Source organism: Mycolicibacterium phocaicum (genome assembly GCF_010731115.1).
GTDB classification, from domain to species: domain Bacteria; phylum Actinomycetota; class Actinomycetes; order Mycobacteriales; family Mycobacteriaceae; genus Mycobacterium; species Mycobacterium phocaicum.
Window position 1 is genome coordinate 3,044,810 of sequence record NZ_AP022616.1, and the last position, 24,237, is coordinate 3,069,046.

Annotated in this window: 27 protein-coding genes; 11 read left to right on the forward strand and 16 right to left on the reverse strand. The window is 68.0% G+C overall.

Annotated elements, in window-relative coordinates; genetic code table 11:
• Positions 1 to 56: 56 nt before the first annotated feature.
• The 3 genes from G6N46_RS14635 to G6N46_RS14645 are packed head-to-tail and all read right to left on the reverse strand — an operon-like array spanning position 57 to position 2,206.
• Positions 57 to 617: a chromate transporter gene (locus G6N46_RS14635; protein ID WP_138247938.1), complete on the reverse strand. Its 561-nt coding sequence runs from the start codon at positions 615 to 617 to the stop codon at positions 57 to 59.
• A gap of 31 nt (positions 618 to 648) precedes the next feature.
• A complete protein-coding gene (locus tag G6N46_RS14640; protein ID WP_138247937.1) occupies positions 649 to 1,224 on the reverse strand; it encodes a chromate transporter in 576 nt (191 codons plus the stop codon).
• Positions 1,217 to 2,206, reverse strand: coding sequence for a phospholipase D-like domain-containing protein (locus tag G6N46_RS14645; RefSeq protein WP_138247936.1), 990 nt, complete (start codon positions 2,204 to 2,206; stop codon positions 1,217 to 1,219). Before G6N46_RS14645 ends, G6N46_RS14640 begins: the two co-directional genes overlap by 8 nt.
• A gap of 82 nt (positions 2,207 to 2,288) precedes the next feature.
• On the opposite strand from G6N46_RS14645, the gene G6N46_RS14650 reads away from it, so the two are divergent.
• A complete protein-coding gene (locus G6N46_RS14650) occupies positions 2,289 to 2,990 on the forward strand; it encodes a response regulator transcription factor (RefSeq protein WP_020098913.1) in 702 nt (233 codons plus the stop codon).
• Positions 2,991 to 2,993: 3 nt separating this feature from the next.
• Complete coding sequence (locus G6N46_RS14655; RefSeq protein WP_061005594.1) at positions 2,994 to 4,334, forward strand: sensor histidine kinase; 1,341 nt, start codon at positions 2,994 to 2,996, stop codon at positions 4,332 to 4,334.
• A gap of 190 nt (positions 4,335 to 4,524) precedes the next feature.
• Here G6N46_RS14655 and arfA read toward each other — a convergent pair whose 3' ends face one another.
• The 7 genes from arfA to pdxH all read right to left on the reverse strand — a co-directional run bounded on the left by arfA (position 4,525) and on the right by pdxH (position 11,522).
• A complete protein-coding gene (gene arfA, locus G6N46_RS14660; RefSeq protein ID WP_138247935.1) occupies positions 4,525 to 5,523 on the reverse strand; it encodes a channel-forming protein ArfA/OmpATb in 999 nt (332 codons plus the stop codon).
• A gap of 116 nt (positions 5,524 to 5,639) precedes the next feature.
• Positions 5,640 to 6,005: an FKBP-type peptidyl-prolyl cis-trans isomerase gene (locus tag G6N46_RS14665; RefSeq protein WP_061005607.1), complete on the reverse strand. Its 366-nt coding sequence runs from the start codon at positions 6,003 to 6,005 to the stop codon at positions 5,640 to 5,642.
• A 50-nt stretch (positions 6,006 to 6,055) separates the two neighbouring features.
• On the reverse strand, positions 6,056 to 6,475 hold the full coding sequence (locus G6N46_RS14670; protein WP_138247934.1) for a MarR family winged helix-turn-helix transcriptional regulator: 420 nt from the start codon (positions 6,473 to 6,475) through the stop codon (positions 6,056 to 6,058).
• The gene (locus tag G6N46_RS14675; RefSeq protein ID WP_138247933.1) at positions 6,465 to 7,919 is read right to left on the reverse strand and encodes an MFS transporter; all 1,455 of its coding nucleotides are present in this window, start codon (positions 7,917 to 7,919) and stop codon (positions 6,465 to 6,467) included. Before G6N46_RS14675 ends, G6N46_RS14670 begins: the two co-directional genes overlap by 11 nt.
• Before the next feature lie 205 nt (positions 7,920 to 8,124).
• Complete coding sequence (locus G6N46_RS14680) at positions 8,125 to 9,420, reverse strand: citrate synthase (protein ID WP_020098907.1); 1,296 nt, start codon at positions 9,418 to 9,420, stop codon at positions 8,125 to 8,127.
• A gap of 118 nt (positions 9,421 to 9,538) precedes the next feature.
• Positions 9,539 to 10,810, reverse strand: a complete 1,272-nt coding sequence (locus G6N46_RS14685) for an MFS transporter (RefSeq protein WP_133426548.1) — start codon at positions 10,808 to 10,810, stop codon at positions 9,539 to 9,541.
• A 28-nt stretch (positions 10,811 to 10,838) separates the two neighbouring features.
• Positions 10,839 to 11,522, reverse strand: a complete 684-nt coding sequence (gene pdxH / locus G6N46_RS14690; RefSeq protein ID WP_234880527.1) for a pyridoxamine 5'-phosphate oxidase — start codon at positions 11,520 to 11,522, stop codon at positions 10,839 to 10,841.
• Between the two features lie 19 nt (positions 11,523 to 11,541).
• Here pdxH and G6N46_RS14695 point away from each other — a divergent pair, with 19 nt between their 5' ends.
• The 5 genes from G6N46_RS14695 (at position 11,542) to G6N46_RS14715 (ending at position 15,697) form a co-directional block, all read left to right on the forward strand.
• On the forward strand, positions 11,542 to 12,162 hold the full coding sequence (locus tag G6N46_RS14695; RefSeq protein ID WP_138247932.1) for a maleylpyruvate isomerase N-terminal domain-containing protein: 621 nt from the start codon (positions 11,542 to 11,544) through the stop codon (positions 12,160 to 12,162).
• Between the two features lie 55 nt (positions 12,163 to 12,217).
• A complete protein-coding gene (locus G6N46_RS14700; protein ID WP_138247931.1) occupies positions 12,218 to 13,360 on the forward strand; it encodes a citrate synthase 2 in 1,143 nt (380 codons plus the stop codon).
• A gap of 99 nt (positions 13,361 to 13,459) precedes the next feature.
• Positions 13,460 to 13,912: a VOC family protein gene (locus G6N46_RS14705; protein WP_138247930.1), complete on the forward strand. Its 453-nt coding sequence runs from the start codon at positions 13,460 to 13,462 to the stop codon at positions 13,910 to 13,912.
• 73 nt (positions 13,913 to 13,985) lie between these two features.
• On the forward strand, positions 13,986 to 14,612 hold the full coding sequence (gene pnuC, locus G6N46_RS14710) for a nicotinamide riboside transporter PnuC (RefSeq protein WP_138247929.1): 627 nt from the start codon (positions 13,986 to 13,988) through the stop codon (positions 14,610 to 14,612).
• Entirely contained in the window at positions 14,609 to 15,697 is a 1,089-nt protein-coding gene (locus G6N46_RS14715) for an AAA family ATPase (protein ID WP_138247928.1), read from the forward strand. Before pnuC ends, G6N46_RS14715 begins: the two co-directional genes overlap by 4 nt.
• A gap of 27 nt (positions 15,698 to 15,724) precedes the next feature.
• Here the strand turns inward: G6N46_RS14715 and G6N46_RS14720 are convergent, their stop codons facing one another.
• Positions 15,725 to 17,401: an FAD-dependent oxidoreductase gene (locus G6N46_RS14720; RefSeq protein WP_138247927.1), complete on the reverse strand. Its 1,677-nt coding sequence runs from the start codon at positions 17,399 to 17,401 to the stop codon at positions 15,725 to 15,727.
• A 15-nt stretch (positions 17,402 to 17,416) separates the two neighbouring features.
• A complete protein-coding gene (locus G6N46_RS14725) occupies positions 17,417 to 18,433 on the reverse strand; it encodes an AurF N-oxygenase family protein (RefSeq protein ID WP_138247926.1) in 1,017 nt (338 codons plus the stop codon).
• Between the two features lie 207 nt (positions 18,434 to 18,640).
• Here G6N46_RS14725 and serC point away from each other — a divergent pair, with 207 nt between their 5' ends.
• Both serC and sepH read left to right on the forward strand, forming a co-directional pair.
• Positions 18,641 to 19,747 (forward strand): phosphoserine transaminase, encoded by a 1,107-nt coding sequence (gene serC, locus G6N46_RS14730; protein WP_138247925.1) that lies wholly within the window; start codon positions 18,641 to 18,643, stop codon positions 19,745 to 19,747.
• A 126-nt stretch (positions 19,748 to 19,873) separates the two neighbouring features.
• Positions 19,874 to 20,815, forward strand: coding sequence for a septation protein SepH (sepH, locus tag G6N46_RS14735; protein WP_138247924.1), 942 nt, complete (start codon positions 19,874 to 19,876; stop codon positions 20,813 to 20,815).
• A 97-nt stretch (positions 20,816 to 20,912) separates the two neighbouring features.
• Here the strand turns inward: sepH and G6N46_RS14740 are convergent, their stop codons facing one another.
• Genes G6N46_RS14740 through G6N46_RS14750 form a run of 3 tightly spaced genes read right to left on the reverse strand, consistent with a single transcriptional unit; the run spans position 20,913 to position 22,478 of the window.
• Complete coding sequence (locus G6N46_RS14740) at positions 20,913 to 21,188, reverse strand: DUF2537 domain-containing protein (protein ID WP_138247923.1); 276 nt, start codon at positions 21,186 to 21,188, stop codon at positions 20,913 to 20,915.
• 10 nt (positions 21,189 to 21,198) lie between these two features.
• Positions 21,199 to 22,050 carry a TrmH family RNA methyltransferase gene (locus G6N46_RS14745; protein ID WP_138247922.1) on the reverse strand — a complete coding sequence of 284 codons (852 nt, stop codon included), beginning with the start codon at positions 22,048 to 22,050 and terminating at the stop codon, positions 21,199 to 21,201.
• On the reverse strand, positions 22,047 to 22,478 hold the full coding sequence (locus G6N46_RS14750) for an Rv0880 family HTH-type transcriptional regulator (RefSeq protein ID WP_138247921.1): 432 nt from the start codon (positions 22,476 to 22,478) through the stop codon (positions 22,047 to 22,049). The genes G6N46_RS14745 and G6N46_RS14750 overlap by 4 nt, the downstream gene beginning before the upstream one ends.
• A gap of 41 nt (positions 22,479 to 22,519) precedes the next feature.
• Here G6N46_RS14750 and G6N46_RS14755 point away from each other — a divergent pair, with 41 nt between their 5' ends.
• Together G6N46_RS14755 and G6N46_RS14760 are read left to right on the forward strand one after the other, a co-directional pair.
• Complete coding sequence (locus G6N46_RS14755; RefSeq protein WP_138247920.1) at positions 22,520 to 22,786, forward strand: DUF2530 domain-containing protein; 267 nt, start codon at positions 22,520 to 22,522, stop codon at positions 22,784 to 22,786.
• Between the two features lie 28 nt (positions 22,787 to 22,814).
• Positions 22,815 to 23,276: an SRPBCC family protein gene (locus G6N46_RS14760; protein WP_138247919.1), complete on the forward strand. Its 462-nt coding sequence runs from the start codon at positions 22,815 to 22,817 to the stop codon at positions 23,274 to 23,276.
• On the opposite strand, the gene G6N46_RS14765 is transcribed toward G6N46_RS14760, so the two are convergent.
• On the reverse strand, positions 23,273 to 23,971 hold the full coding sequence (locus tag G6N46_RS14765) for a DUF3027 domain-containing protein (protein WP_226522054.1): 699 nt from the start codon (positions 23,969 to 23,971) through the stop codon (positions 23,273 to 23,275). The two genes, G6N46_RS14760 and G6N46_RS14765, sit on opposite strands and share 4 nt — an antisense overlap.
• Positions 23,972 to 24,237: the final 266 nt, after the last annotated feature.

Sequence of the window (24,237 nt, forward strand, 5' to 3'; positions counted from 1 at the left end):
AACTTCAATGCTCGCACGTGCCACCGACAATCACCCGGCGCGACGGCGCGACCAGGTCAGATGAAGCCCAGGTACCCGACCAGACCGGCCGCGGCGACCACGATCAGCGGGTTGAGCTTGGTGAGCATGAAGATCACCGTGCAGACCGCCGTGACGGTGTAGGCCCGCCAGTCGTGGTCGGCGGCCCGGCTCATGACCAACGATGCCGCCAGGATCAGGCCCACCGTCAGCGGGGCGAAACCCTTTTCGACAGCGCGGCGGAGTTTGGAGCGTTCGGCCTTCTGCCAGATCAGCGTGATGACGTAGACGAAGCCCGCGGCCGGCACCACCATCGCGACCATCGAGACGACGCCGCCGATGATCGCGCCGGGAATGCCGCCCTCTTTCAGCCCGGCGCCGTAGCCGACCATCGACACGATGAGGATGCTCGGCCCCGGCGCGGTCTGCGAGATCGAGAACAGGTCGGCGAACTGGTTGTCGGTGAGCCAGTGCCTGCCGTTGACGGCGTTGATGTGCATCTCCGGCAGCACCACGTTGCCGCCGCCGATGGACAGCAGCGACAGCATGCCGAACAGCCCGATGAGTTGGATGTACGTCGAGAGCGCCGCTGTGCTCATGCGCGATCCGCCTCCGGCTTCTCGCTGACGCTCATGTCGACGCCGCGGTGCGCTCCCGCGGCCACGCCCAGATCAGACTGAGCGGGGCCAGAATCGCGAGCGTCCCCAGCAGCGGGAACCGCAGCACGCCGTTCAGCACGAAGGCGCCGGCGAACAGCAGCACCGGCACGACGCCCGTCAGGCACTTCTGGCCCGTCTTGAGCACCATCGTCAGGGTCAGGGCCACCGCGGCCGCCGACGCGCCGTGCAACACGCCCTTGACCGCGGGCACTTCCTTGAACCGGAAGTAGGCGAACGACAGCACCAGCACGATGACCAGAGGCATGGCGCACAAGCCGAATACCGCGGCGGCGGCACCGGGAAAGCCACGCATCTTGGTGCCGGCGAACACCGCCATGTTCACCTGGTTGGCGCCGGGCAGGATGCGGCACATCGTTGTGGCCGAGAGGAACTCGGCGTCCCCGAGCCAGCCCTTCTCGACGACCAGCACCTCGCGCGACCAGGCCGACAGCCCGCCGCCGAACGACGCCAGCGCGATGTGGTTGAACGTCAGGACCAACTCGAACAACGAAACCCGTTGGGCCGTCGAGTCGATCTGCTCACTCATGGACGAGCTCGGGGTCATGCGGGAAGTCGTCTTCGTGGTGCTGCGACGAATCCAGCGGATCCGGCGGCTCGTAGTGGTGCGAGGTCTCCCAGTCGGCGTCGAACACCTGCGACAGCTGCGCGACGGCGTCCGGGTCCTTGACCATCACGCCCAGCTCGCGGCGCAGGTCGAAGGCGCTGCGGTCGATGTTCATCGAGCCCACGAGGGCCTCATGGTCGTCGACGATGACCAACTTGGCGTGTACCCGCAGGTTCTTCTGCTTGCGCACCTTCGCGCCGAACCGGCGCAGGGTCCGCAGCGAGGCGAACGTGTCGAGGATGTCCCAGTCGCTGATGCCGTGCTTGCCACCGCACAGCACATGGACGTTCACGCCCCGGCCCACCGCCGCCGCGATGTGGTCGAGGATGACGGCGTCGACGTACTTCGGGTGCTGGATGCGCAGCCGGTGTTCGGCGGTGTCGATGAATTTCGCCATGTGGTAGCGGGAATTCGAGTTGCTCCACAACAGCCCGTGGTACTGCGACGGCTCCCAATCGGTGTGGGACCAGTCGGCGTCGAACACCTCGACGATCTGCGCGACGTGCTCCGCGTCGGTGGTGATGACGCCGTAGTCACGGGTGAGGGTGAAGTACTTCTCGCACAGGTTGAACGTGGCCACGAGTGCAGCCGTCTCGTCGACCACGATCGACTTCTCGTGCGTCACGTAGAACGTCGGATTGGACCACTGGACGTTGACACCGGCAGCCGAGAATTGTTCGAACGTCTCGTCATTGGCGCGGTCCCCGCCCGAGCGGGCCGGGTTCAGCATGACGCGCACCGCGACGCCCGCCCGATGCCGGTCGATCACCGCCGCCACGAGGGACGGCTCGGTGAACGTGAATTGCTTGATGAGCAACGACTTCTGCGCCGATGCGAGGAAATCCCGCACCGGCTGCACGCCATCATCGGGTTGGACGATGACTCGCGGCGACACAGGCCCCATAAGCGCCGGATGCTAGCACCGAATAGTGGCTGCCAGACGTGCCTCCGTCAATAACAGTGGGCCATCGGGCAAGATGAGGCACATGGATAGCGGAAGCGCCTCCCCCCGCCTGCTCGTAGTCGACGACGACCCGGACGTGCTGGCCTCACTGGAGCGTGGCCTGCGGCTGTCCGGCTTCGAGGTCTCGACCGCGGTCGACGGCGCCGAAGCCCTGCGCAGTGCCACCGAATTCCGGCCGGATGCCATCATTCTGGACATCAACATGCCGGTGCTCGACGGCGTCAGCGTCGTCACCGCGCTACGCGCCATGGACAACGACGTGCCGGTGTGTGTGCTCTCGGCCCGCAGCTCGGTCGACGACCGGGTGGCGGGCCTGGAAGCCGGCGCCGACGACTACCTGGTCAAGCCATTCGTGCTGGCCGAGCTGGTGGCGCGCGTCAAGGCGCTGTTGCGCCGCCGCGGCGCGACGGCGACGTTCTCGTCGGAGACCATCTCCGTCGGGCCGCTCGAAGTCGACATCCCGGGCCGGCGGGCCCGCGTCAACGGCGCCGACGTCGACCTCACCAAGCGCGAGTTCGACCTGCTGGCCGTGCTCGCCGAGCACAAGACCGCCGTGCTGTCCCGCGCCCAGCTGCTCGAGCTGGTGTGGGGCTACGACTTCGCCGCCGACACCAACGTCGTCGACGTGTTCATCGGCTACCTGCGCCGCAAGCTGGAGGCCAACGGTGCGCCGCGACTGTTGCACACGGTCCGCGGTGTGGGGTTCGTACTCAGGCAGCAGTAGCCCGTGAACATCCTGGCGCGCGTCTTCCGTCGCACCCCGTCGCTGCAGTCGCGCGTCGCGTTCGCCACCGGTATCGCCGCGGCCATCGTGGTCGGGATCGTCGGCACCATCGTGTGGATCGGCATCACCAACGACCGCAAGGAACGGCTGGACCGCCGCCTCGACGAGGCCGCCGGCTTCGCGATCCCGTTCCTGCCGCGCGGGCTGGACGAGATTCCGCGGCCACCGCACGACGAGAACGTCGTCATCACGGCCCGCCGCAGCGGCCAGGTCAGCTCGAACTCGAACGTCGTGCTGCCGGAGCTGCCGGTCGGTTACGCCGACACCGACGTCAACGGCGTCCGCTACCGGGTGCGCACGGTGCAGATCCACATGCCGGACCCGATGCTGGTGGCGGTCGGTGCCACGTATGACGCGACGATCATCGACACCAACAACCTGCATCGCCGGGTGATCGCGTTGTGCGCGTTCGCCATTGGCGCGGCCGCCGTCGCGGGCTGGGCGCTGGCCGCGTTCGCGGTGCGTCCGCTCAAACGGCTGGCGCAGCAGACGCGCGATATCGACCCCGAAGGCGACGCCCCGCACATCGACGTCCGCGGTGCCACCGAGGCCGTCGAAATCGCCGACGCGGTCAAAGGTCTGGTGGACCGCGTGTGGGAAGAGAAGGGCCGGACGAAGGCCGCGCTGGCGTCGGCGCGTGACTTCGCGGCGGTGTCGGCGCACGAGCTGCGCACGCCGCTGACGGCGATGCGCACCAACGTCGAAATCCTGAGCACGCTCGACCTTCCCGATGAGCAGCGCAAGGAAGTGCTGAGCGACGTGGTGCGCACCCAGTCGCGCATCGAGACCACGCTATGGGCACTGGAGCGCCTGGCACAGGGTGAGCTGTCCACCGTCGATGACCATGTGCCCGTGGACATCACCGAACTCCTGGATCGCGCCGCGCACGACGCCATGCGCGTGTACCCGGACCTGGAGGTTTCACTGGTACCGGCGCCGACCATCATCATCGTCGGACTGCCTGCCGGGCTGCGGCTTTCGGTCGACAACGCGATCGCCAACGCCGTCAAGCACGGCGGTGCGTCGAAAGTTCAGCTGTCCGCGGTCAGTTCGCGCGCCGGGGTCGAGATCGCCGTCGACGACGACGGCTGCGGCGTACCCGAAGACGAACGCCTGAAGGTCTTCGGCCGATTCAACCGGGGCTCCACGGCATCACACTCGGGCTCCGGGCTGGGCCTCGCGCTGGTGGCCCAGCAGGCCGAATTGCACGGCGGCACCGCGACATTGGAGACCAGCCCCCTTGGCGGGACGCGGCTGTTGCTGCGGCTGCCCGGACATCGCTGAGCCCGGCGCCGCCTCCACCGCGACTGTGCACACAGATGGCAAGATTCGCGGATCCCGGGCTCTCATTGCACACTCGCGGATGCATAGCCCGACGTCCTCACCACGAATGTGCAGTCAGATCGCAATTCTCCGAAAATTGCCGATCTGTGTGCACGCTCGCGGCGGCTCGGAGAGTTGCCGGCGCTACCGCTCAGCCGACGGTGATCTCGACCCGGCGGTTCTTCGCGCGGCCTTCCTCGGTGCTGTTGTCGGCGATCGGGTTGGCCGAACCGGCACCGCGGGCCGTCATCTTCGCCGCCAGCACGCCGTTCGAAACCAGCGCGGCGGCAACGGCTTTGGCCCGGGTGTCGCTCAGCTTGAGGTTGACGGCGTCGCTGCCCTGGTTGTCGGTGTAGCCGGTCACGGTGACCGCACCATTCGGGCAGCCCTTGATCTTGTCGGCGATCTGGACCAGCAGCCGGCGGGACTCCCCCGTCATCTGCGAGCCGCCGGTGACAAAACTGATCGGGGTCCGCAGCAGCTCTGTGACGTCCGTCTGCACCTTCGCGCAGGGGCCACCGGCCGGAGCAGGTGCGGGCCCGGGAGCGGGAGCTGACGAGGGTTCCGGCGCGGGCGGCGCCACGGGACCGCCAGGCGCCGGGATCTGAATGTTGTTGGCCAGCTTCGCACCCGGGAACGACAGGGCCGCGGCGCTCTGCACCTCACCGGCCACGTCGAGGTTGGGCGCCGTGCCCATCAGCGTGACGGTGGCGCCGTCGATGGACAGCCCGAAATCCGGGATGGCATCGGCCGCGGAGAACACGTTGCCGATGGCCGCCATGTCCGGAGTGCCGGCACCGTCAACGACGGTCGTCTTGTCGTCGAGGGTGGCATTCAGCCACTGCGCCTTGACCGCAGCGGCCAGTTCGGACTTCGACCGGGTGTTGGCCAGGCTGCCCGTCAGGGTGACGGTGTTGCCGTCGCGGGTCAGCGCGAACGGCGCGGAGGTCAGCTCGGGTTGCGCCTGCGTCGGTACCGCCGAGGCCGCGATGGAACTCGGAGCCCGGTGCTCGTCCGAGGTGCCGAACACCACCCAGCCGACGGCGGCGACGACGGCCACCACGACACCGACCGCAGCCACGATGCCGCGCGTGCCCAGCCGGCGCACGATGCCGGACGGCTCGGTGGTGACGTCAGCTGTGTCCGGCATGCAAAACCCTCCTGAAAACAATTCGAGCCTAGGGCCCGACGGCTGTGGAGACGGCACGTTGCCGCCATGACACGCCACAACCGCCGGGCCCTAAGCCCGACAAAAGTCGATCCGGGTCAGCGCACGCCGACGAGGTCGATGACGAAGATCAGCGTCTTGCCGGACAGGCGATGCCCACCACCGGCGGGGCCGTAGGCCTGTGCGGGCGGAATGGTCAGCTTGCGCCGGCCGCCCACGCGCATCCCGGGGATGCCGTCCTGCCAGCCCTGGATCAGGCCGCGCAGGGGGAATTCGATGGTCTCGCCGCGGTTCCAGGAGCTGTCGAACTCCTCACCGGTGTCGTACTCGACGCCGACGTAGTGCACCGTGACGTTGCCGCCGGGCACCGCCTCGGCACCGTCGCCGACGATGACGTCCTCGATCACCAGCGAGTCAGGTGCCGGGCCGTCCGGAAATTCGATCTCAGGTTTGGTGTTAGCCACGGGGACCACCGTAGTCGGGCACCCGACGCGGGTGGACAGGAACCGCACCCCTAGTGGCGGCGCAGCCGCCTCAGCAGGTCACGGAGCGTGGCGAGCTCGTCGGCGTCCAGCGTGGCAAACACGGGCGGGGCCGGGTCGTCGAGCTGGCCGATACCGCGCAGCACTGCGCCACCGGCGTCCGTCAGGGACACCAGTTTGCAGCGCCGGTTCTCCGGATCTGGTTGGCGCACAACCAATCCACGCTCTTCCAGATCGTTGATCGCGACGGTGGTGGCCGGCGCGTCCATGCCGGTCGCGGCGGCGATCTCTTTGGCCGTCATGGCCTTGGCATCGAGCCGGCGCAGAATCCGGGCACGGCTGAAGGGCAAGCCCGTCTGCTCGACCACCGCGCGTTTCCAGCTGTCACGGTTCTCGACCACGACGGCGGCCATGGTCTGCCAGACCTCGTCGGCCAGCGAATCAGAGGACACCGGCAGGCTCCGGCTTGCGGGAACCCGCGATGAGTGGAGCCAGCTGTTCGGCGGAACGCAGCGCCCGCGGCGAGGTCGAGACGAAGCCCAGCGTGGCGACCGCCACGCCGATCCCGACGCACATCCACCACAGCGGCCGCGCCTGCGTGGCGAAGTCGACGCCGCTGCCGGCCAGTGCCGAGCCGGCGATCGAACCGCACAGTGCCACACCGATACTCACGCCGACCTGGCGGCTGGTGGAGGTCACAGCCGCCGCGGCACCGGCACGGTCCACCGGCATGCCGCTCACGGCGGCGTTGGTCACTGGCGCATTCATCATCGCGAACCCTATGCCGTACACCGCGAATATGACGACTACTCGCCACATCGGCGTCGTCGCCGTCAGCGTCGTCAGCATCAGTGCCGCCGAGGCCATCAGAACGCCGGCGGCCATCAGTGACGGCCGGGCGCCGTAGCGCCCGACGATTCGTCCGGACAACGGTGAAAAGACAAGGGCACCAATGGCAATGGGCAGATAGATGATGCCGGTGTGCATCGCCGAGTAGTGCCGCTCGTTCTGCAGGTAGAACGACATCATGAACAGGAAGGCGCCCCAGCCTGTCAGCGCCATCACGGCGGTGACAGTGGCGCCGGCGAACGGGATGCTGCGGAAGAAGCGCAGATCGATGAACGGGTCGTGGCGCCGGCGCTCGTAGCGCAGGAAAGCCACGAGGGCCACCACGGCCAGCGCCGCAATGGCCAGTGTGCGGGGATGGGTCCAGCCCATACCGGGCCCCTCGATGAGGGTGAAGACCAGGCTGAACAGGAACAGCACTCCCAGGCCCTGACCGATCGGGTCGACGTCGCGCATGGTGCCCGACTTGCTCTCCGGGACGAAGATCGCGGTCAGCACGATGGCGGCCAGGCAGATCGGCAGGTTGATCCAAAACACCGACCGCCAGCCGACGGCCTGGATCAGCAGGCCACCGACCGTCGGTCCGAGTGCCATCGAGATACCGACCACGCCGCCCCAGAAACCGAGCGCGCGCGCACGTTCCACCCTTCCGGTGAATACCTGCGAAATGATCGACAGCGCAACAGGATTGAGCATGGAGCCGCCGATGCCCTGCACCAGGCGCGCACCGATCAACGCATCGGCGGTCGGCGCGAGGCTGCAGAGCAGCGAGCCGGACGCGAAGATCGTCAACCCGATCTGGAACACCCGCCGGCGGCCGAAGCGGTCACCGGCGGCGCCGGAGAGCATCAGCAGCGAGGCCAGCACCAGCGTGTAGACGTCGACGACCCACTGCATCTGGGTGGCGCTCGCGCCGAGGTCGCGGCGGATCGACGGGATGGCGACGTTGACGATGGTGGAGTCCATCGACACGATCAGCAGACTCAGGCAGCAGGAGATCAGGATGATCGTCTTGCGCCGCGAGTCGAGCGCGTCGATAGTTGTATTCACACAACCATTGTGAAACTACAACTGTCTTTGACGCAACGTCGTACCGGAGTGACATTGGCGACATGAGCAGAACGCGCGCGCTCGGCGCCCGCGAGCGGCCCCGAAGTGCACGTGAAAAGCGGCGTGTTGCCGTACAGACACGGCCACTCGCGGGAAAAGAGAAAGCCCCTCGCGCACAGTGCGCAAGGGGCCGTCTCGGTGAAACTCAGTGGTTGGGGTAGTCCCGCTCGGTGTAGCCGGTGTAGATCTGGCGCGGGCGGCCGATCTTGGTGCTCGGGTCGGCGCTCATCTCGCGCCAGTGCGCGATCCAGCCCGGCAGGCGGCCGAGCGCGAACAGCACCGTGAACATGCGGGTCGGGAAGCCCATGGCCCGGTAGATCACGCCGGTGTAGTAGTCGACGTTCGGGTACAGCTTGCGCTCGACGAAGAAGTCGTCGGTGAGGGCGATCTCCTCCAGCGACTTCGCGATGTCCAGCAGCTCGTCGTCGCCGCCGAGCTTGCCGAGGATCTTGTCGGCCTGCTCCTTGACGATGCGCGCACGCGGGTCGTAGTTCTTGTAGACCCGGTGGCCGAAGCCCATGAGCTTCACGCCGTCTTCGCGGTTCTTGACCTTCTTGACGAAGTCGCGGACGTCGCTGTGCTCGGTGCGGATCTTCTCCAGCATCTCCAGCACGGCCTGGTTGGCGCCGCCGTGCAGCGGGCCCCACAGCGCGTTGATGCCGCCGGAGATCGAGGTGAACAGGTTGGCCTGCGACGAGCCGACCAGGCGCACCGTCGACGTCGAGCAGTTCTGCTCGTGGTCGGCGTGCAGGATGAACAGCATGTCCAGGGCGCGGACCAGCTCGGGGTCCACCTGGTACGGCTCGGCCGGCAGACCGAACGTCATGCGCAGGAAGTTCTCGACCAGGTTCAGCGAGTTGTCCGGGTACAGGAACGGCTGCCCGACCGACTTCTTGTAGGCGTAGGCCGCGATGGTCGGCAGCTTGGCCAGCAGGCGGATGGTCGACAGCTCGACCTGCTCGGGATCCTTAGGGTCGAGCGAGTCCTGGTAGTAGGCGCTCAGCGCGTTGGCCGCCGACGACAGCACCGGCATCGGGTGCGCGTTGCGCGGGAAGCCGTCGAAGAACCGCTTCAGGTCCTCGTGCAGCAGGGTGTGCCGCTGAATCTTGGTGGTGAACGCCTCGAGTTCGGCGGCCGTCGGCAGCTCACCGTAGATCAGCAGGTAGCTGACCTCGATGAAGTTCGACTTCTCGGCGAGCTGCTCGATCGGGTACCCGCGGTAGCGCAGGATGCCCGCGTCACCGTCGATGTAGGTGATGGCGCTCTTGGTGGCCGAGGTATTGACGAAACCACCGTCGTACGTGGTGTAGCCGGTCTTGGCCAGCAGCGAGCCGAGCTCGATGCCGTCCGATCCCTCGGTGGCGCGCACGATCTTGAGATCGACCTCGCCCCCGGGATACCGGAGGTTGGCTACGTCGTCAGAGCTGGAGGTGTCGGCCACTTGAACCCCTTTTGCGGTGTCGACTTGCAGTGTCGGCAGGTGAAACGTCCGGGACTAGACGGTAGTCGTTAAGAGAACTATGTGCTTGCTCGGGTCGCCATAACCCCGCTGCCAAGCATCATTTGCGAGCCACCTGATAGCGCACGAACGCCGGTACCACCAGAACCGAGACGACGACGCCGACCACCACCAGGACGCCGCCGCCGGCCGCGGCCACCGTCGTCCCCACGACCGCGGCCGCCGCGCCGTGCACAGCGTCAGCAATCCGCGGCCCGCCCGCGACCACCACCGTGAACACGCCCTGCAAACGGCCACGCAGCTCGTCGGACGCGGCTTCCTGCAGGATCGTGCTCCGGAACACCGCCGAGACCATGTCCGCGGCGCCGCCGACGGCCAGCAGCACCAGGGCGATCCAGAGGAATCCGTCGGGCCGGCCGGTGGCGTGGCCGACCGCCAGCCCGAAACCGGCCATGGCCGCACCCCACACCACGATCGAGACCACGACCGCCAACCCCTGCCTGCGGACCCGGGGCAACCACCCCGAGAACACCCCGCCGGCCACCGCGCCGACCGCCATGGCCGCCGACAGCAGCGCCATCGCCGTCCCGCCCGCGACCGGTCCGCCGAAGTTCTCGTGGGCCATCTGCGGGAACAGCGCGCGCGGCATGCCGAGGATCATCGCGATGAGGTCGACCACAAAGGACATCAGGACGACGCGGTTGCCCGACAGATAGCGAAAACCGTCCAGCACGGCCGCGAAGCCCCAGCGTGAGGTGTCGTCGTCGGGCGAGTGCTCGGGTGGCATCGGGGTGAGCCGGAACGTGGCCCAGATCGGCGCGATCGTGGTGAGGGCGTCGATGAAATACAGCGTCGACAGGTCGACCCACCGCAGCAGCACACCGGCGAGCAGTGGGCCGATGATCGCGCCTGCCTGGAACACCGTCATGTTGAGCGAGTTGGCGGCGGGCAGTTGCTCGGCCGGCAGCATCCGCGGGATCGCAGCCGAGCGCGTCGGTGAGTTGATCGCGTAGAACGCCTGCTGCACCGACAGCAGGCACAGCACCAGCCAGACATTGTTGAGCCCGGCCGCGGCCTGCACCCACAACAGCACCGACGCGACTGCCAGCCCGCACGAGGCGATGATCAGCAGCCGCCGGCGGTCCATCGCGTCGGCCCAGGCGCCGCCCCACAGGCCGAACACGATGAGCGGCACCACGCTGAACACACCCGCCAACCCGACGTAGGCCGAGTTCTGCGTCAGCGCGTACAGCTGCACCGGCACCGCGAAGATCGTCAGGTTGGCCCCGATCACCGTGACGACGCTGGACCCCCACAAGCGGCGGTAGTCGGGGTTGCGCAGCGGTGTGGTGTCGGCGATCAGGCCTCTCATCGGCGGGCGAGCGAAGCGACGGGGAAATTCACGGCTGGAGCCGTTCGATGCGGTCGCCCGTGACGCGAATCCTGTTGTGCACCCGGTTCTCTCGGCCCTGCCAGAACTCGATCACTTCCGGGGCGATGAGGTAGCCGCCCCAGTTCGGCGGCACCGGCACCTCCGGCACGTCGGCGAATCGCTCGGTCACGTCACGCAACTGTTCCAGCAGCGCCGCCCGCGAGGCAATCGATTTTGACTGGTGCGACGCCCATGCCCCCAGCTGCGAACCCCGCGGCCGTTTGGACCAGTACTCGGCGGTGTGCTCGGCGTCGACCCTGGTCACCGCACCGCGGATATGGATCTGACGGCCCAGCAGGTACCAGGGGAACGTCGCCGACGCGTAGGGCACCGCCGCCAGCTGCTCACCCTTGTCGGAGTCGTAGTTGGTGTAGAAGGAGACGCCCGTCTCTTCGATCGATTTGCACAGCACCGAGCGCGTGACGGGATGGCCCTGCGCATCGACGGTGCCCAGCACCATGGCGTTGGGTTCGGAGACGCCGGCCTGCACGGCCTCGGCCATCCAGTCGCGGAACAGCGCCAGCCAGCCCCGGTTGAGCCAGTCGACGTCGAGGTCGACACTGCCGTCCTTCTCCGTCGAGCCGTATTCGACCCGCATCCGGGCGAGATGATCACTGTGGTCGGACACCATGATCGGCGACGGTACGCCCATACGGTGACACAATGCAGACATGGCGTCGGACGCACCGCGGGACCATTCAGTATTCGTCTCGGCGGCAACAGCTTTCGCGGACCTGGTGGCACTGATCCCGGCCACGGCATGGGACGGTCCCGGGCTGGGAGACTGGGACCTGCGGGCGCTGGTCGGGCACACCTCGCGGTCACTGATCACCGTCAGCAGCTACCTGCGCACGCCCGCCGACCGGGAGGACGTGACCGGACCGGCGCACTACTACGCGCTGATGCGCGGCTACGCGGCCGGCAGCCCCGATATCGTCGAGCGCGGCCGGGAAGCCGGACGCAATCTCGGGACGGACCCCGCTGCCACGGTCGCCGATCTCCTCCGCCAGGTGCTGACCGACCTGGACGGAGCGGGCGACCCGCTGATCGCCGTGATCGGCGGCCTGGGCATCCGGCTGAGCAACTACCTGCCGACCCGGGTGTTCGAGCTGACGGTGCACAGCCTCGACATCGCGCGCGCCACCGGAACCGATGTTGCCCTGCCTGACGAAGCGCTACGCGATGCCACCGTCCTGGCCGCGCAGATCGCGGCGCTGACCGGTCAGGCCGCAGAAGTGCTGCCGGCGCTCACTGGACGCGGTGGTCTACCTGCCGGTTTCTCCGTCGTCTGACCGCTTGTTACCGGCCGGTAGGCCCCGGCCCATCGGCTAGTGGAACAATTTCGGCATGACAGAGGCAACGTCAGTGTCGACGCCACAGGTCCCCGAGAACTTCGTCGCAGGCCTCGAAGGCGTCGTGGCCTTCACGACCGAGATCGCCGAACCGGACAAGGACGGCGGCGCCCTGCGCTACCGCGGCGTCGACATCGAGGATCTGGTGAGCCACCGCGTCACGTTCGGTGACGTCTGGGCGCTGTTGGTGGACGGCGAGTTCGGCCGCGGCCTGCCGGCCGCCGAGCCCTTCCCGCTGCACGTGCACTCGGGCGACGTCCGCGTCGACGTCCAGGCCGCGCTGCCCACGCTGGCCCCGATGTGGGGTTTCCAGCCGCTGCTCGACATCGACGACGACACCGCCCGCGACCAGCTGGCCCAGACGTCGGTGACGGCGCTGTCGTTCGTCGCGCAGTCGGCCCGCGGCATCTACCAGCCCGCGGTGCCGCAGCGCATCATCGACGAATGCCCCACTGTGACAGCACGTTTCATGACCCGCTGGCAGGGTGAGCCGGACCCGCGGCACATCGAGGCCATCGACGCCTACTGGGTGAGCGCCGCCGAGCACGGCATGAATGCGTCCACCTTCACCGCGCGCGTCATCGCGTCCACCGGGGCCGACGTGCCCGCGTCGCTGTCCGGCGCGATCGGCGCGATGAGCGGCCCGCTGCACGGCGGGGCCCCGGCCCGCGTGCTGCCGATGATCGAGGAGACCGAGCGCACCGGCGATGCCCGGGGCGTCGTCAAGGGCATCCTCGACCGCAAGGAAAAGCTCATGGGCTTCGGACACCGCGTGTACCGCGCCGAGGACCCACGCGCCCGCGTGCTGCGCGCCACCGCCAAGCGCCTCGCCGCCCCGCGCTTCGAGGCCGCCGCCGCGCTGGAGCAGGCCGCCCTCGCCGAGCTGCGCGAGCGCCGCCCCGACCGGGCCATCGAGACCAACGTCGAGTTCTGGGCCGCGGTGATCCTGGACTTCGCCCAGGTGCCCAGCGCGATGATGCCCGCGATGTTCACCTGCGGCCGCACCGCGGGCTGGTGCGCCCACATCCTGGAGCAGAAGCGCCTCGGCAAGCTGGTCCGTCCGGCCGCCATCTACGTCGGCCCGCAGCCCCGTAGCGCGGACTCGGTCGCCGGCTGGGACAGCATCACGCACAGCTGACACTTCGGGCTCGATTTCTTGTCACCGATGAGAAGTAGCGTTGGAGATGGTCATAACGAATGACCCCAATCCACGCAGTACCGCTCTGAGGAGAACACGATGACCGAGTCCCAGACCTTCCTCGCCCCGCACCTCGTCGTCGGCGACGGCGCCGCTGCAATCGACTTCTACGTCAAGGCTTTTGGCGCCACCGAGCTCGGCCGGGTGCCCGGCCCCGACGGCAAGCTCATGCACGCCGCACTGACCATCAACGGGTCCAACGTCTACCTCAACGACGACTTCCCGGAGATGTGTGGCGGCAAGTCGCAGACCCCGACGGCCTTCGGCGGCACCCCGGTGACCATCCACCTGCAGGTACCCGACGTCGATGCCGCCTACCAGCGCGCCATCGACGCCGGCGCGCGCGAACTGATGGCCCCGCAGGGCATGTTCTGGGGTGACCGCTACAGCCAGGTGGAAGACCCGTTCGGGCACCACTGGTCGCTGGCGCAGACCGTGCGCGTGGTCAGCCCCGAGGAGATCGCCGAGGCGATGGCGGCGCAGCAGGGCTGACGATTCAGCGGTCTACTGAGCCCCGGATGGTGTCATCGACCAGAATGTCGACGACACGATCCGGGAGAACCGCATGCTGCAATCGCTGACGACGCCGCTGTTCACGCTGGGCAACGACGCCGTCACCTGGGCCGAGCTGCTCGGGTTCATCACCGGCGGGCTGTGCGTCTTTCTCACCGTTCGCCGGCACGTGGCCAACTTCCCCGTCGGGATCGCGAATTCCGCCTTCTTCCTGGTGCTCTTTGTGTCCAGTCGGCTGTGGGCGGACGCCGGGCTGCAGGTCCTGTTCATCACGCTGGGCTTCATCGGGTGGTGGCAGTGGCTGTACGGGAATGCCGGGCGCACTCCGCTGACCGTCACGCGGGCTGGGCACCGCGAGATCGCCGGTTGTCTGGTGTTCGTGGTCGTCGGTACCGGAGCCCTGTTCGCGTTGCTGCGCGTCACGCACGACTCGGCACCGTTCCTGGATGCGCTCACCACCTGTCTGTCACTCGCGGCGCAATGGCTGCTCAATGCCAAACGTCTTGAGAATTGGTACTTCTGGATCGTGGCGGACTGCATCTACATACCGATGTACATCAGCAAGGGACTGAATCTCACCGCCATCATCTACGTCTTGTTCCTGGGCTTGTGCGTGGCCGGCTGGCGTTCGTGGCGGCGCAGTCTCGCACCCGAGACGCCTGCACTGGCGGCCGTGTGAACAAGCACGGACTGTTCATCGGCAAGTTCTATCCACCGCACCGGGGTCATCATGCGGTCATCCGGAGCGCGGCCACACAGTGCGAGCAAGTCACCGTTCTGGTGATGGCCGCCGCGGTGGAGACGCTGTCACTGGACGACCGTGTCGGCTGGCTGCAGGCGGAGCATGCGGCCGACGAGAACGTCCTGGTCACCGGAATCCGTTGCGACGCACCGATGGACCTGAACGACCACAACGTATGGGCCGCCCAGATCGCGGCGATGCGTGCGGGCATTCGCGCTGCCGGCGCACCATCCGGCGTCGACGTGGTGTTCTCCAACGACGACTACGGCTCCGAACTGGCCCGGTGGTTCGATGCGAAACATGTCCGGACGGCACGGGACGGATTCAACTCCACTGCGATCCGACAAGACTTGGCGGCGCACTGGGACTGGCTCGCGCCCGCAACCCGCGCTGGACTGACCACTCGAGTCGTCGTACTGGGTGCCGAATCAACCGGCACCACAACGGTTTCCACCCTGCTTGCGAAGCACTATGCGCAGCGCTGGCCGGCAACCGCGGTCGTGCCCGAATACGGGCGCGATTACACCTCGCTGAAATGGGCGCGCCATCCCGAGCTACCACTCGACGAATTGACCTGGACTGCCGAGGATTTCGATGCCGTCGCGGCCGAGCAGACCAGGCTGGAAGAGGCTGCGGCGGCAACGGGGTCGCCGGTTCTGATCTGCGACACCGATGCGTTCGCCACTGCGATTTGGGAACGTCGCTATCTCGGCGATGCGGCTCGCACTGCCCAGCCCTGGATCAGCGTGCCGCCCCGTGCCGTCTACCTTCTCACCGACCATGCCGGGGTGCCCTGGCATGACGACGGCATGCGCGAGGGCGATCTGACCGTGCGTGGGGAAATGACCGGATGGTTCGCGGACGCGCTCACGGCCGCCGGCCACTCCTGGGTGCTACTCACCGGCCCACTCGATGCGCGGGTCGACATCGCAGTCCGAACCGTCGACGCGCTCCTCACACATCGGATGACGTTCGGAGAACCCTTGACCGGACCGGGATTTGTGCACGATTTTCCGCGGTGAGCGCGGAAAATCGTGCACAAAACGCTGTCAGGAGAAGGCGCTGAGGAGCCGCTGACGGAGCGTCGGCTTGGGTGCGTTGGCGGCCGCGGCCAGCATGTCGGACACGTCGATGAACTTGTCCCTCGGCCGCTCGGCGCCGCCCCGCGCGATCTCGGCCGCGTCGATGGCCCGCCACCCCGCCATGTCGACCACGTCGGGTCGCCGGTCGCGGATGAGCTGATGCAGCGCACCGGCTTTCGCGGTCGGCTCACGCAGACGGCTGGCGTTGTAGTCCGCGACCAGCCGGTCGACGGTGTGCGCGGCGCACGACTTGTTGGTGCCGATGAAGCCCGTCGGCCCACGCTTGATCCAGCCCGCGACATAGCTGCCGCGGACCGGGTTGCCGGTGGCCGGATCGATGACGCGGCCCTCGTCGTTGGGGACCACGCCGGCCGCATCGTCGAACGGCAGACCACGAATTGCCTTGCCGTGGTAGCCGATTGACGTCAGCACCAGGCCCGCGTCGAGCTGACGGACCTCGTCGGTGCCGGTCACGGTGAACTCGATGCCGGTGACCTTGTCCGAGCCGAGCACCCGGGAAGGGGTCAGCTCATAGGCCAGCCGGATCCGCGGCCGGGTGGCCGGTGCGGAACTGTCGGGCAGCTTGGCGAGGATCTCGAGCTTGTGGCGCGTCAGCGCGTCCGCCTCTGCTTCGAGGTCCCGGCGGACCAGCTCGTGGTCGGCGACGTCGAGCACCACGTCGCACGTCGACGTCAGGCCGATCAGCTCCGGCAGGGTGAACGCCGAGTGAATCGGGCCACGACGGGCCACGACGACCACCTCGCGCACCTTCGAGGCGCGCAATGCGGTCAGCGCGTGATCCGAAATGTCGGTGCGCGCCAACACATCCGGGTCGGCGGTCAGGATGCGGGCCACGTCGAAGGCGACGTTGCCATTACCGATGATCACCGCCCGCTCGTGGCTCAGATCGACCGGCAGGTGCGAGAACTCGGGGTGCCCGTTGTACCAGGCCACCACCTCGGTGGCGGTTCCGGTTCCGGGCAGCTCCATGCCCTCGATGTCGAGACGCTTGTCGTTGGGCGCACCGACCGCGTACAGCACGGCATGGTGGTGCTCCAGCAGCTCGGCGTGCGTGACGTCCCGACCCACCTCGACATTGAGGTAGAAGTCGAGCCCGCGGCGCTTCGTGATCTGGTCGAACAACCGCGTCACACCCTTGGTGCTCTGGTGGTCGGGGGCAACCCCGGCACGCACCAGGCCGTAGGGCGTCGGCAGCTTCTCGAAGATGTTGACCCGGACCCCGCGCTGGGTCAACAACTCGTCAGCGGCATACATCGCGGCAGGCCCGGAGCCGACGATCGCGACGCGCAGCGGGCCGTGCGGCCGCTGGTCGACCGCCGGGGCATCGGGCACCGGCGCCAGCTTGGACGTCGGCGGCAGCTTGCCCTCGTACTTCGGATAGAAGGACGCGTTGAGCTCGATGAACGGCAGCTGCGCTTCGGTCAGCTTGGTGTCGGGCTTGATCGCGCCGACCGGGCAGGCCGTGATGCAGGCACCACAGTCCACACAGGCGGCGGGATCGATGAACAGCATTTCGGCGGTAGCGAAACCCGGCTCGTCCGGGGACGGGTGAATACAGTTCACCGGGCATGCGAAAACGCATGAACCATCGCTACAGCACGACTGGGTGATGACGTGCGGCATGAGTTACCTAAATGTTCAGGCGGCGACCACGACGTGCTGACGCTGCGGCTCGCTGCGGTACCGGCTCGGCGGGCCGTCGATCTTGCAGATCTTCCACATGAGCTTGGCCAGCGGGTTCATCAGACCGGTGTCGTACGCCAGCATGCGGACGTCGGAGAACATGTTGCGCAGGAACATGCGCGACTCGGGAGCGTCGAAGAACAGTTCGTCGCGCACCGAGCGCGGGATGTCGAAGGTCTTCCAGAAGACACGCGGCGGCACGATGATCGCCGAGCACAGGATGCGCATGGTCAGCGGCACGAACAGCGAGAGCCAGAACTTCTTCCAGCGGCTCAGTTCGGGGACGCGCTTGTGCAGGTACTCGTGCGCGAACGAGATGTGCCGGGCTTCCTCGGCCACGTGGATGGCCATGACCCGCTCCATGATCGGGTGCAGCTCCGAGCCCTCACGCAGGATGTTCTTCTGGGTGTGGTCGATGGGCTCCTCACCGGCGAGCACGCCGAAGAAGAACGGGATGGGCGCCGGGCCGGCGGCCAGCGGGATCAGCGGCTGAATCCACTTCAGCAGCTTGGGCATGCCCGGGACGTCAACCCCCATGTGGTTGACCATCTCCTGGAACATCAGGGTGTGGTTGCCCTCTTCGATGGCCTCGTGAGTGCAGTAGCGGAACTCGGGCGAGCCGTTCGGAACCCAGAACGCGTACTCCATCAGGCCGCGGATCAGGATGTTCTCGAAGTGCAGGCCGACCTTGGCAACGTTGGCCTGACGCCACATGCCGATTTCGATCTTGCGTTCCTCCGACTGCGCCTGGTACCACGGGTGGCCACCGAGAGGATCGGTGTCGGGGAGGATCCAGCGCGGGTCGTTGGGCACGACCGCGAACTCGGGAGAATCCCAGGCGATGTCCTGATACGGGTTGAAGTTGCGCCGCACCGACCCCTCGGACAGCGTGGCAAGCTTCTCCACGTAGACAGTGTCATCCAGCACGTCCATGTTCCGGCGCCAACGACGGATCATCCGGGTACGAGCCATTTTCGAGCCTCCCAAGGCTTTTCTGTCAGCTTTACATTCGGCTGTCTTGTGTCGAACGGTACCGGAGGTACCACCTAAAAACTAGTGCCCGTCGTCACACATCTACACACCTATTGTGACGGTGATCACACCTATGTGCAGAATCATCGGGCGGGCAGCCGGATCCCCACGACACCGGCCCGTCGACCTGCAACTACGCTGACACCCATGGCTGAGCTCACCATCCCCGCCGACATCAAGCCCGCCGACGGACGCTTCGGCTGCGGACCGTCCAAGGTTCGCCCCGAGCAGCTGACCGCGCTGGCCGCCGCCGGCGACCTGTTCGGCACCTCGCATCGCCAGGCCCCGGTCAAGAATCTGGTCGGCCGCGTGCGCGACGGCGTCAAGCAACTGTTCTCCACTCCGGACGGCTACGAGGTCATCCTCGGCAACGGCGGCTCGACCGCGTTCTGGGACGCCGCCGCGTTCGGCCTGATCGACAAGCGCTCGCTGCACCTCACCTACGGCGAATTCAGTAGCAAGTTCGCGTCGTGCGTCGCCAAGAACCCGTTCGTCGGCGACCCCATCATCATCAAGGCCGACGCCGGCAGTGCCCCTGCCGTGCAGTCGGACCCCGACGTCGACGTCGTGGCCTGGGCCCACAACGAGACCTCGACGGGTGTCGCGGTGCCGATCCAGCGTCCCGCCGGTGATGCCCTGGTCGCGATCGACGCCACCTCGGCCGCCGGCGGTCTGCCCGTCAACATCGCCGACACCGACGCCTACTACTTCGCACCGCAGAAGAACTTCGCCTCCGACGGCGGTCTCTGGCTCGCCGTGATGAGCCCCGCCGCGCTGGCCCGCGTCGAGCAGATCGCGGCCACCGACCGCTGGGTGCCCGACTTCCTGTCGCTGCCCATCGCGGTGGAGAACAGCCTCAAGAACCAGACCTACAACACGCCGGCGATCGCGACCCTGATCCTGCTCGCGGAGCAGCTGGACTGGCTCAACGGCAACGGCGGCCTGGACTGGGCCGTGAAGCGCACCGCCGACTCGTCGCAGCGGCTGTACTCGTGGGCCGAGTCGCGTCCGTTCACCACGCCGTTCGTCGCCGATCCGGCACTGCGGTCCCAGGTGGTCGGCACCATCGACTTCAACGACGACGTGGATGCCGCCGCGGTCGCAAAGGTGTTGCGCGCCAACGGCATCGTCGACACAGAGCCGTACCGCAAGCTGGGCCGCAACCAGCTGCGTGTGGCCATGTTCCCGGCCGTCGACCCCGACGACATCAGCGCGTTGACGGCGTGTGTCGACTGGGTCGTGGAACGCCTCTGACCGGCAACCTGAACGCAATCCGAGGCGCGCAGCTCACGAAGGGCTGTGCGCCTCGGTGTGTCAGAAGGGTTACGAGTCGATAACGCGCTAGGGTGAGCCGTTAAGCCGCGTCCTAGGAGGTCACCAATGAGGGAACTCAAGGTCGTCGGACTCGACGCCGACGGCAAGCGCATCATCTGCGAAGCCCCCAACGGTTCGACCACCGCAGACAAGTTTGTCCTGCGCGTCGATGATCGACTGAAGGCCGCCGTCCGTGGCGACCGGGCCGCCAGCAACCAGACGCAGATCGAAGTCGAGGTCGAGGTGCCCAACTCTTTGCGCCCCCGTGACATCCAGTCCCGCATCCGGGCCGGCGCCTCCGTCGAGCAGCTCGCCGCAGCCTCGGGTGTGAGCCCGGAGCGCATCATGCGCTTCGCCCACCCGGTGCTGCTGGAGCGGTCCCGCGCCGCCGAGCTCGCCAGCGCGTCGCACCCCATCCTGCCCGACGGCCCGTCGGTGCTGACCCTGCTCGAGACGGTGACCGGCGCCCTGATCTCCCGTGGCCTCGACCCCGAGGCCACCAAGTGGGACGCCTGGCGCAACGAGGACAGCCGGTGGACCGTGCAGTTCGGCTGGAAGGCCGGACGTTCGGACAACGTCGCGCACTTCCGGTTCAGCCCCGGCGCCCACGGCGGCACCACCACGGCATTCGACGACGCCGCGACCGAACTGATCGACCCGAACTACACCCGTCCGGCGCTGCGGTCGGTGGCGCCGCTCGCGCAACTGCACTTCGAGGAATCGGTCGCCGAGATCCCGATGCCCGCTCACCAGCCGGCACCCGAGCCCGCCCCGGAGCCTGCGCCCGCCCCGGTCGTCGTCATGACGCCGGCCCCGGCAGCTCCCCCTGTGCCCGCGGCGCCTGTTGCCCCGCCGGCACCCGAGCCCATCCCGGCGCCGGAGCCTGCGGCTGTCGTCGAGACCCCCGAGCCGGCTGGGCCCGCAGCGCGGCCGCGCAAGAAGAAGAAGGCCGAGATTCCGGCGTGGGAAGACGTCCTGCTGGGTGTGCGGGCCAACGGCCAGCGCTGACCCTGCGGTTCTCGACGGTTCTTGAGTTGACCCTGCCCTGAGGGCCTCGGCCACTCGCACTTCTGCGCGGTAGCCGCAGGGTCAACGGCGGTCGGGTCTACCGGCCAAGCGCAATCGCGAGCGTCGCGATCCAGCCGAGCGCCACGCCGACACCGGCGCCCCAGACGAACCACCGCCACACCGGGCGCACGCGCCAGGCCCACACCGTCGGGGCCAGACCGCCGACCGCGACCGCGTTCAACCCGACCGCCAGCAGCGGATGCACCCGCAGCAACCCGAGGGACAGGACGATGATGGCGGCGGCCGTCACGGCGGCGACGAACCCGGACACCGTCAGTCCGGTGCCCCAGGGCGTCTGCGACGGTGTCGTCATCTGAGCCAATCTAGCCCGCCGATCGGGCGCGTTCGTAGAACGCCAGCGCGGCGGCGGTGGCGACGTTCAGCGAGTCGGTACCCCGGGACATCGGGATGCGCGCCCGCACCTCGCAGGCCCGCATGGTGTGTTCGGTGAGCCCCGGGCCTTCCGCCCCGACCAGTACCCCGACCTTCTGCCCGGCCAGGGGCGCGAGGGCGTCGGCCAGCGGCACCGAGCCCTCCCCCGGCGTCATGGCGATCAAGTGAAAGCCGTTGTCCTGCATCAACTTCAGGTCGCCGGGCCAGGACTCCGCGCGGGCATACGGCACCAGCAGGGCATGGCCCATCGACACCCGGACCGCGCGTCGGTACAGCGGGTCGGCGCAGCCGGCGCCGAACACCACCGCGTCGACGTTCAGGCCGGCGGCGTTGCGGAAGATCGAGCCGAGGTTCTCGTGGTCGTTGACGCCCTCGAGCACCGCGACGGTCCGCGCCCCGTGCAGCACGTCGGGCACCGACAGTTCGGCGGGCCGGGGTGCCGCGGCCAGCACGCCGCGGTTGAGATGGAAGCCGACGACCTCGGCCATCACCTCGGCACTGGCGCGGTAATAGGGCACACCGCAGCCGGCCAGGTCGTCGGACAGTTCGCGAAGCCGGCGATCGGTGCCGAGGAACGCGCGCGGGCTGAACCGCGAAGCCAGCATGCGCTGCGCCACCAACACGCCTTCGGCGATCACCAGCCCCTTGCCCGACGGCAGATCGGGCCGGCGGTCCACGCTGTTGAGGTCGCGAAAATCGTCGAGCCGCGGATCGGCGGGGTCGGTGACGTCGACGACGATCAGATCGTCCTGCACATCGTCGAGGTCCGTCGCGGCGCTCACTGCGCTTCGTCGATGATCGCGAACATCAGGTCCGCCGCGGCCAGCAAGGTCGCGCGGTCCTCCTGCTTCAGCTTCTCGAGCCGGCCCTGCAGCCATTCCATGCCGGCGCGGCGCTCGGCCTCGAACAGCTCCTCGCCGGCGGGCGACACCGCGACCAGCACCTGGCGCCGGTCGTCCGGATGCGAGCTGCGTTCCACCAGCCCCAATTCGACCAGGGACGCGATGACGCGCGTCATCGACGGGGGCCGCACCCGCTCCCGGGTGGCCAGCGCACCGGGCGTCATGGGGCCGTCCTTCGCGAGCGTGGCCAGGGCCGACAGCTGCGTCAGGGACACCGGGGAATCGGGACGACGGAATCGCAACTGCCGCGCCAGCCGCACGACGGCCAGCGACAGGTCATTGGCCAAGCGGTCATCGGCGTCCGTCACGAGCAGATAGCGTACCGATGGATCGACTAGCGTTAGAGGAGATGGCCACGCCCGCGCACGAACATCCGGCGGAACCCGTTCCGCCGGACCTCCCCGACCGACTCCTCGACCCGGTTCCGGTGATCGTGGTGATCGCCATCGGCTGGCTGGTGGCGGTGGCGCTGGCCTTCACCGTCGCGGCCCTGCACACCTGGCGGCCGGTGACCGTCGCGGGCCTCGGCGTCGGCGTACTGGGCACCTCTATATTTCTGTGGCAACGCAGCGCGGCCCGTCGCGGCGCACGAGGCGCCCAACGCGGCCTGCGCTGACCATTCACATCTCGACAAGGAGAGCCCGATGGCTGGAGAAGCACCTCTGCTGCAGGCAGACGTCACCATCAACGCGCCGGTGGCCAAGGTCTGGGCCCTGGTCTCCGATCTCGGCAACATGCCCAAGTGGAGCCCGCAGTGTCGGGTGATGAAGGCGCTCGGCGCCGTCAAGGTCGGCGCCAAGACCGTCAACGTCAACCGTCGTGGTGTGCTCTTCTGGCCGACGACCTCGACCATCACCGCGCTCGACGCGCAGAAGAAGCTGTCGTTCCGGGTCAACACCAACAACACCGAGTGGACCTATGACCTCGAGCCTGCAGGCACCGGCACGAAGCTGACGGTGAGCCGGCACGCGGAGAACGGCGTCAAACCCATCTCGGGCGCGCTCGTCGACCGCTTCATGGGCGGCGTGCCCAACTTCGAAGTGGAACTGGTCGAGGGCATGAAGACCTCGCTCAGCCGCATCAAGGCCGCCGCCGAAGGCGCTTAGCCGAGGTCGAGCACGCCGTCGTCGAAGGGCTCGAAGGCCGGTGAGCCGATGGGCTCCGGCGGCGGCGTGTCCGAGTGGGCGCCACAGCCGTACTCCGCCGACACCACACGGCCGTCGGCGGACAACTCGTTGGCACACACGCCGAACACCAGGCCGAGCGACCCGGACAGCGGCACGTAGAAACCGCAGCCACGGCAGGTCCGGCGGGTGGCCCGAGCCATGGCGGCGTTCGGCCCGTAGTCGCCGTCCTGCCAGCGCTGCGCGGCATCCGTCCGGCCCCAGTCGCTGAGCACCTGCTTGCGGCCGAACCCGACCTCGGCAGCCACCTCGTCCCACTCGGGGTCACCGGAGGCCAGATAGCCCGGCACCAGCCGGGGGTCGTTGGGTGGCGGCGCCAGCAGATCGCCCGGACTCAGATCGCCCGGCTGCACGCGCTCGTTCCACGGCACCCACTGGGGGGCCAACAGCGCATCCGGTCCCGGCACGAGGACCACTTCGCTGACGGTGGTGTGGTCGGCGCCCGGGTAGGTCGCCAGGACCACTGCCCACTGCCAGCCGTGGTAGCCGGACATCGAAGCGAGGAATCGATGGGTCACCGACGCCGGGTCGTCGAAGCTGGCGCCCAGGTAGTCGCCGACGACGCCCTCGCCACTGAACTCGACGATCGCGGCGCGGGCCTGATCGACCGCACCCATCAGGATCGGGGTCAGGTCGGGCAGCTCGGCCTCTTCTTCGACAACCGTCTCGGCCGCAGGGGCCGCTTCGGCCTCTGGCGCGTCGTCGGTCTCGGCAGCCGGGGACTCGGCGGCGGCCTGCGGCTCGTCGACGGTCTCGGGCACTTCGGCCGATTCCGGTGCCTCGGCGGGAGCTTCGACGGCGTCGACGGATTCCGCGGCTGCTTCAGGGGTCGGCACCTCGACCGGCCCCTCGGTCGGCGTCGACTCGTCCGGCGTCACGGCTG